Origin of the sequence: Myroides albus (assembly GCF_009711045.1) — a bacterium.
GTDB lineage: Bacteria > Bacteroidota > Bacteroidia > Flavobacteriales > Flavobacteriaceae > Flavobacterium > Flavobacterium album_A.
Map to the genome: position 1 here is coordinate 1 of NZ_WMJX01000033.1, position 11,913 is coordinate 11,913.

Genomic DNA, 11,913 nt, shown 5'->3' on the forward strand with positions numbered 1-11,913 from the left:
CTTACGTCCTAAAAGTCTACATTAGTTTGAAGACATACATATTGAGTTTAAGAAAATAATTTTATTTTTTTTTAGTTTTATTGTACTCTTTTCTTGTCAAAAAAAGAGTGTAAAATTGCCCTATTTAGGTAATCATAAAGAAGTAGTTTTGGAAAATGGAGAAAGAGTTCAACATTATTTTGAGGTTCCTAATTTTCAATTGACAAATCAGGATAGCATTGCAATTACTAATACTAGTTTTAAAGATAAAATATATATAGCTGATTTTATATTTTTAAAGTGTCCTACTATTTGTCCCATAATGAATATGGAACTTAAAAGAGTATATGATATTTATAAGGACAACTCGAATGTTCTTTTTGCTTCCCATACGATTGATCCTGAAAATGATTCCATTCCTGCTTTAAAAGCGTATAGCAATCAGTTAGGTGTAGAAGCAACGAAGTGGTTCTTTTTACATGGTGAAAAGGACTATATTCATCAATTAGCCGAAAAAGGATATTTTTCACAAGCTTATGAAAACAAAGAGGTTCCCGGTGGTTATGCGCATAGTGGTGGCTTTTTGTTAGTAGACAAGCAAAGACATATAAGAGGGGTCTACGATGGAACAAATGCAAAAGATGTAGATCGATTAATAAGTGAAATTGAAATTTTACTCCAAGAAAAGTTAGATTAATTGAAGAAAAGTATTTTAGTTTTAGTACTGTTATCCTTTATTTACCAAAATACTTCTAGTTTTTGGATACTAACTTCATTTTATATAAATCAAGATTATATTGCAAAAAATATTTGTATCAACAGATTTGATATGATTCCCGTTTGTAATGGGAAATGCTATCTTCAGAGTGAATTGTCTGCTGATTTAGATAAGAAACAAGAACTGCCAAATATAAAAATAATCGATTTCCAACCTTTGTTTTGTCAGAGTTTATTTGTTGAAGAAGGTATCAGCTTTACGCTTGATTATCTACTTAGTTACCCGGAATATTTTTGTGAATTTCTAATTTCATCATTAGTTTTTTCTGTTTTTCAACCTCCAGAGCTCGTTTAGTTTTTTGGACGATGGAATTAAAATTTGCTAGATCTAGACTTAGATCTAGTGATTTTATATTCTATGTATAGAAATGAAGAATTAATTAAAACTTGGAAGAAAAAAATGAAACAAACTAGCCGATTACCTGTTTGCAATATTGGTATGTTTGATAGTTCTAGTGATTTTTGGATTGACTCCATAGAAGGGCTCCTTAAAAAGTATCCTTTACTTGAATTTGCCCATATAAATACTTTTTATATGATCTTAGTACTAGAAAAAGCAAATGGTGAAATTACCATAGATAATGAAAAGTTATGTATTGATAATTCACAAGTTATTATTATAAAACCAAATTGTATAAATAAAATATTTATTAATACAGAAGCCAAGGGAAAAATTATATGTTTTAATGAAGATTTTTTTTCGTTGCGATATAACAATAATGTGCTGCATCAATTTCCTTATTTAAATGAGGAGTTTTGGATTTCGATACGATTATCTACCGTTTATTTAAAAAAAATTGAGTTAATAGTATCTTCTATGTTGGATGAACATGCTTCTAAAAAGAAAGCATTCAAAAAAGTTTTACGTTCTTACTTGAATGTTTTGTTAGTTTCTTTTGATAGATTATACGTCCCTGTAAAAACGGAGAATCTTTATAATCCAGTTAAAGATAAAATTCAGCGGTTTCAAAAACTAATTGAATCAAATTTTAAAACTCATAAACTTCCTTCTGATTATGCAGAAATGCTAAATATTAGTACAAACTATTTGAATAAGATATGTAAAAATTCAATAGGTCAAACCTCTGGAAGTCTTATACAACGACAGATTATATTAGAAGCTCAACGATTATTAAAATACACTAACAGCTCAGTTAATGAAATTGCTCTTGAATTAGGATTTGACCATCCGTCCTATTTTATTACGAGTTTTAAAAAGACAACGAATCAGACTCCTGAACAGTATAGGAAAAGTATATTTGAAGAATAATATATTAAATAATATAATTGATTTTTTAAATTTTAATGATTTATTTTATTAATGTTTTTATTTTAATTTAAAAAAAGCAGTATTGTTTTATTAAACAATCTGCTTTTTTTGTTTACCATAAAAACGGAGATTATATAAGAGATTTGCTGAAACAAAATAAACAACATTATTTATGGATTTTCCAATGTTTCATCTCGATTGGCTTAATAATCGGATGTTGATTGCAGGTATTGCGACCTTGCATGTTATCATCAATCACGGACTAGCAGTTGGCTTCATTCCTTTTGTTACTTGGCTAGAACAAAAAGGGATAAGAAAGAGTTCTAAAAATCAAATAACGGATCTAAAATGGGATCAAATGGTGTATAAAATGATGAAAGTTGCTTTCATTATAACAACAACCATAGGAGCATTAACGGGCGTAGGTATATGGTTTTCAGCATCGTTAATTAGTCCTACATCCATAGGTTCTTTAATTCGAGTTTTCTATTGGGCATGGTTTACCGAATGGCTTGTATTTGTTACAGAAGTTGTATTAATCATGATTTATTTTTTGACTTGGAAAAATAGTAATTCTTCTTTGAAAGCAAAAATTAGACACATTAGATTTGGTTGGTTTTTGAGTTTAGCCTCTTGGATTACAATGGTAATTATTGTTGCTATTTTAGGTTTTATGATGGATCCAGGCAATTGGACAAATAATCCAAATCTGATCAATGGATTTACCAATCCACTCTATTTACCTCAATTGTTTTTTAGGACGCCTATGGCTATGTTAATGGCTGGTGTTTTTGGATTATTTCTAATAACATTATTTGCAAAAAAAGAACATGAAATCCGCCATTATGCAATAAGAGCTGCTTCAAAATGGATTATTTTTTGGTCACCATTTACCTTACTTGGAGCCTATATTTATTATAAAGCTATTCCTGAGGGTATGACTGCTAATATGAGTACTGCTGTAGGAACTATTGATTTTGCCCAATACTATAATTTGTTGAAGTATATTATTATAGGTGGTATTAGTTTAGCTGTGGTTATCGCTACTGTTGGGGTAATAAGAGCAAGAATAGTACGGGCTTATATGGTTGTAGTACCAGTATTATTTGTTTTTGCTTTTTTGGGATTTTTTGAGAGAGTAAGAGAATTCGTTCGTAAACCTTATGTAATTGGACAGTATATGTATTCCAATTTACTATTGGAAGAGGATTATCCTGTTTACCAAAAAGAAGGAGTGCTTAAGCATGCTACTTATACTTCAGTTTCTGAAATAACACAAGAGAATAAAGTACAAGCAGGAGAGGAAGTGTTTATGCTTGCATGTAGTAGATGTCATACAGGTCAAGGAGTTAATAGTGTAGTAGATGTATTTGAAAGGATGATGGGAACGAAAGACACGTTAAATGTAAATACAATGAAAGCTTATATGCCAAACATGCATACGGGGAGAAATTATATGCCTCCATTTCCCGGTAATGAAGCTGAGGCAGAAGCTTTAGCTGTATTCATTAGATATTTGCAAGATACAAGAGCTACAATAGAGGGAGCGCAAACAAAAGGGGTTGATATTAATCCAAACTATAGTGTAGAAGCGTTAATTAAAAAACAACAAAACTAAAAAACAAATGATAGCAATGAATAGTTTTTGGCTTACTTTAAGTACGAGTGTACCAGTTCCAAAAGATCTTCCTCTTCCTTTACCACTTCCAGAATGGTTATTAATACTAATTCTAGTTGTATCCTTTTTAGCACATTTAGTTTTTGTTAACTTGATGTTAGGAGGAACGTTATTATCGCTATGGGCGCAAATTAGAGGACTTAAAGATAAAAAATTTGATGGTCTGGCAAAAGAAATAGCAGCAACTATTACAGTTAATAAAAGTATCGCTGTTGTTTTAGGGGTAGCTCCTTTATTGAGTATCAATGTTCTTTATACCCTATATTTTTATTCTGCAAATGCTTTAACAGGACTTGTTTGGATTGCGGTAATCCCATTAGTTGCCATTGCCTTTTTATTGACGTATTTGCATAAGTATACTTGGAAATTGTTTGAAAAGAACAAGGCAGTACACATTTCTATTCTAGCAGTAGCTACAGCAATTTTACTCTTTATTCCTTTTATATTTCTTACAAATATTAATTTGATGTTATTTCCTGAAAAATGGGGAGTTATCAAAGGTTTTTTAAGTGCTATGACTCTTCCAAATGTATTTCCAAGATACTTTCACTTTATTTTTGCTTCGATTGCTGTCACAGGTTTATTTTTGTTTTGGTATATGTCAAGAAAAAGCTATCCTTTCGAACAAGTATTACCAGGATTTGAAAGATATCAGATTCAAAAAATGGGGTATTCATTAGCACTTATAGCTTCGATAGGTCAAATGTTAATCGGTCCTATAGTATTATTTACACTTCCTTCAAAAGGGATTAGTTGGACACTTATTTTGGTTATTTTTTTTGGTGTTGCTTTAGCACTTCCTGCTATGTGGATGATGTGGAAAGGCTTACAAGCGCCTAAACAAGAGATTGGTAAAAATTTCTATAAAGTGGTAATGCTTATGTCAATTACTGTAATTTTTATGGGGTCAGGGAGACAAATTTATAGAGCTAATGCGTTAGAGCCACATCAGAAGCTAGTGAAATTAAGAACGGAAGAATTTGAGAATAGAAAAAGAGAGATTCTAGAAAATAAAAAACAAGAAGAGTTAGTGGAAAACAGTAAAGAGTTGTCTGTTGCAGATTTAGGAAAAAAAGTATTTAATCAATATTGTGCAGCATGTCATAAAGAAAAAGAGATGCTTATAGGTCCACCTGTAACTGAGATGGGAGAAATTTATATAAACAATAAAACAGCGCTTGTACAGTGGATTAAATCTCCAGGTAAAAAGCGCGAAAATGCTCCTCAAATGCCTGGATTTCCACAAATATCAGATGATGATATGAATAAATTAACTGAATATATTTTAACGATAAATAACGAGTAATGGAAGTTGTATTAATCTTTTTAGCAATAAGTTTATTTTTAATTTGTATTAAAAATTTGATAGATATAAATCTTTTAGCCTTAAGAGTAAGTAAGAACAAAGAGCTAAATAAACAGAATAATGATTTAGATCAAAATTACCAATTTATTAGAGGGCTCTATTAGTTATAAAGTCCTATTGCACCCATAGTTCTCTTAATATTGGTAAGTAAAAAGGAGTGTGATAGTCATTAAGCACTCCTTTTATTTATTTAATCAGGCAATTAATTTACATATACAATACTAAATTTTGTAATGAAGAAAATTAGTAGGATTTTTGCATCGTGAAATTCGCAATTGTCATATTATCCTTATTTATGTTATTCAAACCGGTACTTCCAGTTGTTGAATATGTAGTGCTATATGATTATATCAAAAATGAACTTTGCGTAAATAAAGATAAGCCAGAAATGAAATGTAATGGGAAGTGTCATTTAAAAAAAGAAATGGCGAATGCTTCAGATTCTGGCAAAGAAAAAAGTAAAAGCAATTTCGCATCGGCTGAAATACAAATTGTGTACTTTCAAGAAGTACTAAATAAAACTGCTATTTATTCGTTTCAAACTTATAGCTTCAAAGCTTTTTTTGCTTTGGTAAACGAATATTATTTTTCCTTTTCGAATTTTCTTTTCAGACCTCCAGTCTAGTTCTCTTTTAGGGATGGTTTAGTGATACTGTATTTGTGAACTCAATGCGTAAGGTTGAGATTCAGACCTGTGTGGTATATCGTGATAATCTATCCTGAAACAACAAAGGAAATTTGTTTAATCTAGGTATTGTATAGTTTTATTCAATGCCCTTAAATCAATGTATTTTGATATTTTTTGTAGGATAATTCAAGGTGATCGCACGCTTGAACTATCAAACACGGCCTATTTGGTTGGAGATAAAAGAAACATTTTTGTTTTTTTACTATCCAAACTTTTAGGTGTAATATCTAATACAATCTTTTTTACTACAATGAGAATTTTTATTTGGATAGTAGCAATGTTTATGCTTACTACGGCTTGTACTATAGACAAGACAGATTTTGAATCAGAAAACAATACGGTTGTTCCTGATGATTACGAGTTTAAAGAGGTAGTTTCTATAGATAAAGGAAGCTATCATATTCGTGTAGAAGCTTTACATGGAAAGCTTTATAAAGGATATAATGAAATTAGACTAAGAATTACGGAGGCAACCACTCAAGCGCCCATTCAGGAGGGAAAAGTTACTTTTTTACCCGTCTTAACTACTTTAGAAGGAAATAAAGAGACCTGCCCAAATCAATATGCGTTGACGTATGACAAAGCCGAAGAGGTATATAAGGGGTTTTCTGTTTTTACTCAGGAGAGTACCCAAGGAGATTGGAAAATAACCATCACTATGGAAGATGATAATGGAACCCTAACGGTAAGTCAGCCTATTGCTGTTGAAAAACAGGTAAATAAAAATTTAAATATGACATCCTTTATAGGAAGTGATACGGAAAGTTATCTGATTGCTTTAGTTGCTCCATTGAAACCAAAGGTAGCAGAAAACGAACTGGTTGCTGCTATATATAAGTTGGATTCTTCCAATACCGCAGTAGGTGAAAACGATCCTACTTTTAAAGATAAGTATGTATTAGCTGAGGATTATACGCTATTGTTAGATCCGCGCATGCCGGAGCCCTCAATGGGGAATCACTCTTCACCTCATAATAAGGATTTAGTGCAAAAAGAAGATGGATTTTATTATGGCATTGTAAATTATACCATGACAGGAAATTGGACATTGAACTTTATTTTGTTAAATAAAGCAGGGCTTATCTTAAAAGGAACTAAAGTGCCAACAGATTTTACTCCTGGAGTGGAGGGGAAAAAAAGTGAATTATTCATTGATACCTTATTTTAATGGTTATGAGAATTTTAACGACTTTATTAATTTTAGGATATTCAACGGCAGTTCTTGCGCAAGAAACTAAAATAAAACAAGACAGTGTATCGACAGTTTTAGAAGAGATATCAATGCTGGTTGAAAAAAAGAAAAAGATTGAGACAGAAATGAAAATGGCTGTTTCTGTAGATGAGTTTTTGGCTTCTTCCGAGCAAATTAGTTTTATTAAACGCGGAGCGTATGCTTGGGAACCGATGCTTAATAACATGAGTACAGAGCGATCTACTTTAACTATTGATGGGATGCATATTTTTGGTGCATGTACGGATAAAATGGATCCAATTACTTCTTATGTAGAGAGCAACAATCTTTCGACCATAGATATTAAATCTGGACAAGAAGGTGGAATGCATGGATCTACGATTGCTGGTAGTATTGATTTGAAGAGAAAGACGACTGCTTTTGGAAGAAGTAATCCATGGGCAGGGGGCTATCAAACAGGCTATGAGTTTAATAATAAGCAATTTTTTAACCTAGCTAATGTATCTTTTTCTGGAAAAAAACTAGCAGGTGATGCTAGTATAGCCTATAGAGAAGCGAGTAACTATAAAGATGGGAATAATGATGAGGTGAAACACTCACAATACAAAAAATTCAATACTTCCCTAGGATTAGCCTATAAAACATCCGAATTGTCCTCAGTGAGATTGGATGCTATTTTTGATGTAGCGAAGGATGTGGGATTCCCTGCTTTACCAATGGATTTATGGCTATCTCGTGCGATTATTACTTCCTTGTCGTACAAGCAGTTATTTGAAGATCAATTTATCAAAGTATGGGATACGAAAGTGTATTACAACGCCATTGAACACTATATGGATGATACGACACGCCCAGAGAATTTAGTCCACATGGATATGCCAGGATGGAGTACGACCTATGGCTTATTGTCTAAGGCTAATTTTAAACAAGGGAATTATTCTTCTGAACTCCAATTAAATGCCTATAATAATTTATCTATTGCTGAGATGCGCATGTATCCTCAAGATAGAACTGAACGTACGATGTTTGCTTATAGTTGGCCTTGGGTTACTACTACTTATGCAGGGTTGTCCTTAAATAATACAGTTGAATTTTCCGAAGCGAATCGAGTAAACTTTGGAGGATCAATAGGGGTAAATTACAACTATTCTAAATATGTAGATTTTAACTGGATCTTTCACCCAGGAGCACCTCAAGAGAAAACTAGATTTTTACCTAGTTTACATGCAAATTATGAAATAGATGTCAATCGATTTAACTTTTCGATTGGAGCAGGATATGGTCATAGAGCACCTTCTGTGTCTGAAGCTTATGGCTATTATATTTACAATAGCTATGATCGATATGATTATATAGGAAATCCAGATTTAAAAAATGAAATCTCCAATGAAATAAATGCAAGTGTGGGATATAAGGATCAAAGATTTTCTCTGCAAGCTAAGGTGAATTATTTTTATATCAAAAACTACATCATTGGGAGAATCTTAAGCTTGGGAAGCCCGATGAATTATCAATCTGTTGGAGTAAAAGGATATACTTCTTTGGACTATGCAACCTTATTTAATTTCGCACTTACAGCAGATTATCACATCCTAGATAATTTACACTGGAAAGGTAATGTTACCTATGCAAAAGGGCAAGACAATACAAAGGGAAATTTACCCTTTATAAGACCTTTTAGCTATAATACTGCTTTGCATTATTCATATAGAGACTTTGGAATACAAACTTCTGTTCATGGAGATTTGAAACAAAGAGACTTTAGTCCTGAATATGGGGAAAGCTTAACTCCTTCTTATACGGTTTGGAATGCATCTATTGATTATACCTTTTATGTCAATAATTTTAAAGCAGTAGTTCAAGTAGGAGCTGAAAATTTACTAAACGAGTACTACAGTACTTATGCTGATTGGGGAAATATACCAAGAATGGGGCGTAATATTTTCACCTCTTTTAAAATCAATTTTTAAAATAAACTTAATAAATAAAAACAAATGAAAAACTTTAAAAAGTATCTTTTAGTATCTGTGGCTTCATTAGCCCTTGTTTCTTGTTCAAGTGATGATAGTAGCCCTGCAGCTAATAATGTTATCCTAGAATTCAATAATACGTTTAAGGATAAGACGATTGTTCTTGGTGATGCAACATCTGCTTCTGCCTCAGTAAATACATCTGCAGAGGGACAGGTACATCAGTTCTCTGAATTAAAGTATGTAATCAGTAATATTCGCTTAATTAAAAACGATGGAAGGGAAATACCTTATAATGTAAACGATTTAGATCATGGAGCTACGGTAATTGATCAAGCTAAAGAATCGACACTTAGCTACGTTTTGAATAATATCCCTGCTGGAGAGTACAAGCAAATTAAATTTGGGTTAGGAGTAAGAAGCGACTTGAATACGTTAAATCAAGTGAAATTCCCAGTTTTCTATGCAAATGCTGGAGCGAATGACACAGAAATGATGTGGGAATGGGGAACAGGTTATCGTTTTACAAAAATTGAAGGATTTTATGAGGCAGATAAAAAACAAATGTCTATTCATTCAGGAAGTACAGTAGAAAACGGAGAGGACGGTAAAGAAACTCAAGGTGTTGATGCTTATAGAGATATTACCTTGGATTTACCAAATAATGCAGTGGTAGGAAGTTCTTCGCCTAGAATAGTTATAAAAGCTGATTTTGATCAATTGTTAAGTGGAAAATCAAACACAATAAAACTAAGTACAGGTACAGGTATGAATGACAATGCAACACCAAATATTCATACTGCTTTGCAAATGGTTAAGTTTGTAGATAATTTAGGAGGAAATGGCACAAGTGATGTAAGCGGAATGTTTTCAATTCTTAGTGTAAAATAGTTAGTTAATTAATTAATAAGTAAAAAGAGTCGTTATTAAATTAATGGCTCTTTTTATATCTAATTTCCTTGTTTTTAATACGTATTAAAAATGATAAAAATTAAAAAGTTAAGTATTTTAGTTCTTGTGCTATTTTTGGCAGCATGTAGTGAGGATGAGAATGTATATATGGATTTAGATAATCCTGAAATAGAGTTGCCTATACCTAGTGGTTTTCTAGCATGGAATTCCGCAGCATTAAAAAATAGACCTACAAAATATGGAGCTGAACTAGGAGAAAAACTATTTACCGATAAGAGGCTCAGTAAAGATAATAGTATTTCATGTGCTAGTTGTCATATACAAGCTTCTGCATTTGCAGATCATAACCCAAAAGCAGTAGGAATTGAAGGAAGGATAGGACTTCGTAATACTCCACCGATTCAGAACTTACTTTTTATGAAGTCTTACAATTGGGATGGAAGTAAACTTCAATTAGAAAATCAACCTATTGTCCCTATTATTACTCATGAAGAAATGAATTCTTCTATTTTGGAAGTAATTGAAAAAATTAGTAGTGATATAGGATACAAAGTATTGTTTAAAAAAGTTTTTGGAGATGAAACTATTACGCCAGAAAGGATTTATAAAAGTATAGCTCAATATGAATATACATTAATCTCTGCGGATAGTAAATATGATCGCGTAAAGCAGGATAAGGAAAAATTTACTATTTTAGAGTCTTATGGATACGAGGTGTTTACACAAAAATGTATTAGCTGTCATAGTGGAGCGTTATTTACGGATCAAAGTTTTAGAAATATAGGATTTCCTGTAAATATTGATACTAATGAGGCTGGAAGAGCAAGAGTAACAGGAAATCTAGCCGATTATATGAGTTTTAGAGTACCTTCACTCAGAAATATTGAATACACAGCTCCTTATGGGAGTTTTGGCCAGTTTGCTTCTTTGAAGGAACTCTTAGACTATATGAATAACGGAGTGTTAGAGGCTGAAAATTTAGATTCTTTTTTTAAAGATAATGGCAACCGCATTCCACTTTCTGAAGCAGAGAAAGAAGCTCTAGTTGCATTTATGCTAACATTAAGTGATAAAAATTTTATAAGTAGGTAATGCCTTTGTTTTTTTATTCTTGATGATAGAATATAGTGTGGTAAGTTCTACTCATTTTCTGTATTTGTTAAATATTATACTAGTCTAATTAAATATTAGTTTTTATTAATTAGGAATTGAGAATTGATTTGTTTTAAAATAAAACTCTAGAAATGTAAGCTATTAAAAATATATAGAAAATTTTCTACTAGTTTTTTCTATAAGCGATATTATATTACATAAAATATGATGTGTCAAAATGTAATAAATAAGACAACTTTATATTTTGAGATGTTTATTGTAAAAATCAAGATCGGTTTTACAGTTAGGAGTTTTTGAATCAATTATATTTCATGGATGGTATTATTTTTATGTAAAATTGTCTAAAGTAAAAATTAAATTTATATAAAAGGCGTCATAAGACACCTTCATCTGCAAAAGAGTAATAACTCTCAAGTGTTATTATTAAGTGATCTAAAAGAGCAATATCAAGCACTTGACTTGCTTGTTTAATCTTAGCAGTAATTTGCTTATCTGCCTCACTTGGATTTAATTTTCCTGAAGGATGATTGTGAACTATGATAAAAGCAGTAGCTTTTGTTTTTAAAAGCGCTGCAAAGATCAATCGAAGATCTACCACAGTTCCTGTAATACCACCTGAGGATATTTCAAGTATACCAAGTACTCTATTACTGTTTGACAGCATTAGTACTTTGAACTGTTCTAGTAGTTCAATTTTATTTTCATCCCATGCTTTTAAGGCTATTTCAAAAGCAGATTGTGACGATACAATCTTAGGTCTTTCAGATGTTTTAACTTTAGATTTGTAGATTAGTTCAATCTCTGATGCCACTAACCATTTGCTGTTTAAAACTGTACTTTCCATAATATTATATTTTTAAATTAATTATGGAGCAGCTACAGGTAATGCTTAAGCAAGTGCAAAAAGCAACGCAATAAAGCGAAGACAAGGTCAAGCATTTATGGGGGAATTTTTTGAAAGCGAACCG

At 31.7% G+C, this 11,913-nt stretch carries 11 protein-coding genes; 10 read left to right on the top strand and 1 reads right to left on the bottom strand.

Going from position 1 to position 11,913, the window contains the following annotated elements; translation table 11 throughout:
- Positions 1-199: 199 nt before the first annotated feature.
- From GJV76_RS12220 to GJV76_RS12260, 10 genes are all read left to right on the top strand, one after another.
- On the top strand, positions 200-676 hold the full coding sequence (locus GJV76_RS12220) for an SCO family protein (RefSeq protein ID WP_230381552.1): 477 nt from the start codon (positions 200-202) through the stop codon (positions 674-676).
- The gene (locus GJV76_RS15735; RefSeq protein ID WP_196216228.1) at positions 677-1,051 is read left to right on the top strand and encodes a hypothetical protein; all 375 of its coding nucleotides are present in this window, start codon (positions 677-679) and stop codon (positions 1,049-1,051) included.
- A gap of 63 nt (positions 1,052-1,114) precedes the next feature.
- Entirely contained in the window at positions 1,115-2,026 is a 912-nt protein-coding gene (locus GJV76_RS12225) for a helix-turn-helix domain-containing protein (RefSeq protein ID WP_230381550.1), read from the top strand.
- 172 nt (positions 2,027-2,198) lie between these two features.
- On the top strand, positions 2,199-3,644 hold the full coding sequence (locus GJV76_RS12230) for a c-type cytochrome (protein WP_155092899.1): 1,446 nt from the start codon (positions 2,199-2,201) through the stop codon (positions 3,642-3,644).
- A 7-nt stretch (positions 3,645-3,651) separates the two neighbouring features.
- Positions 3,652-5,010, top strand: a complete 1,359-nt coding sequence (locus GJV76_RS12235; RefSeq protein ID WP_230381551.1) for a c-type cytochrome — start codon at positions 3,652-3,654, stop codon at positions 5,008-5,010.
- 355 nt (positions 5,011-5,365) lie between these two features.
- Complete coding sequence (locus GJV76_RS12240; RefSeq protein ID WP_155092900.1) at positions 5,366-5,695, top strand: hypothetical protein; 330 nt, start codon at positions 5,366-5,368, stop codon at positions 5,693-5,695.
- A 313-nt stretch (positions 5,696-6,008) separates the two neighbouring features.
- Positions 6,009-6,926 carry a hypothetical protein gene (locus GJV76_RS12245; RefSeq protein WP_155092901.1) on the top strand — a complete coding sequence of 306 codons (918 nt, stop codon included), beginning with the start codon at positions 6,009-6,011 and terminating at the stop codon, positions 6,924-6,926.
- A 5-nt stretch (positions 6,927-6,931) separates the two neighbouring features.
- Positions 6,932-8,920, top strand: a complete 1,989-nt coding sequence (locus GJV76_RS12250) for a TonB-dependent receptor plug domain-containing protein (RefSeq protein ID WP_155092902.1) — start codon at positions 6,932-6,934, stop codon at positions 8,918-8,920.
- Positions 8,921-8,944: 24 nt separating this feature from the next.
- Positions 8,945-9,811 (top strand): MbnP family protein, encoded by an 867-nt coding sequence (locus GJV76_RS12255; RefSeq protein ID WP_155092903.1) that lies wholly within the window; start codon positions 8,945-8,947, stop codon positions 9,809-9,811.
- Between the two features lie 90 nt (positions 9,812-9,901).
- Positions 9,902-10,924, top strand: a complete 1,023-nt coding sequence (locus GJV76_RS12260) for a cytochrome-c peroxidase (RefSeq protein WP_155092904.1) — start codon at positions 9,902-9,904, stop codon at positions 10,922-10,924.
- Positions 10,925-11,318: 394 nt separating this feature from the next.
- Here GJV76_RS12260 and GJV76_RS12265 read toward each other — a convergent pair whose 3' ends face one another.
- The gene (locus GJV76_RS12265; protein ID WP_155092905.1) at positions 11,319-11,789 is read right to left on the bottom strand and encodes a JAB domain-containing protein; all 471 of its coding nucleotides are present in this window, start codon (positions 11,787-11,789) and stop codon (positions 11,319-11,321) included.
- Positions 11,790-11,913 lie beyond the last annotated feature (124 nt).

Bases quoted from the DNA above. Each gene is read 5' to 3' on its own strand.
- GJV76_RS12255 (WP_155092903.1), top strand. From the start codon at position 8,945: ATGAAAAACTTTAAAAAGTATCTTTTAGTATCTGTGGCTTCATTAGCC.
- GJV76_RS12235 (WP_230381551.1), top strand. From the start codon at position 3,652: ATGATAGCAATGAATAGTTTTTGGCTTACTTTAAGTACGAGTGTACCA.
- GJV76_RS12250 (WP_155092902.1), top strand. From the start codon at position 6,932: ATGAGAATTTTAACGACTTTATTAATTTTAGGATATTCAACGGCAGTT.
- GJV76_RS12265 (WP_155092905.1), bottom strand. From the start codon at position 11,789: ATGGAAAGTACAGTTTTAAACAGCAAATGGTTAGTGGCATCAGAGATT.
- GJV76_RS12230 (WP_155092899.1), top strand. From the start codon at position 2,199: ATGGATTTTCCAATGTTTCATCTCGATTGGCTTAATAATCGGATGTTG.
- GJV76_RS12245 (WP_155092901.1), top strand. From the start codon at position 6,009: ATGAGAATTTTTATTTGGATAGTAGCAATGTTTATGCTTACTACGGCT.
- GJV76_RS12225 (WP_230381550.1), top strand. From the start codon at position 1,115: ATGTATAGAAATGAAGAATTAATTAAAACTTGGAAGAAAAAAATGAAA.
- GJV76_RS12240 (WP_155092900.1), top strand. From the start codon at position 5,366: ATGTTATTCAAACCGGTACTTCCAGTTGTTGAATATGTAGTGCTATAT.
- GJV76_RS12260 (WP_155092904.1), top strand. From the start codon at position 9,902: ATGATAAAAATTAAAAAGTTAAGTATTTTAGTTCTTGTGCTATTTTTG.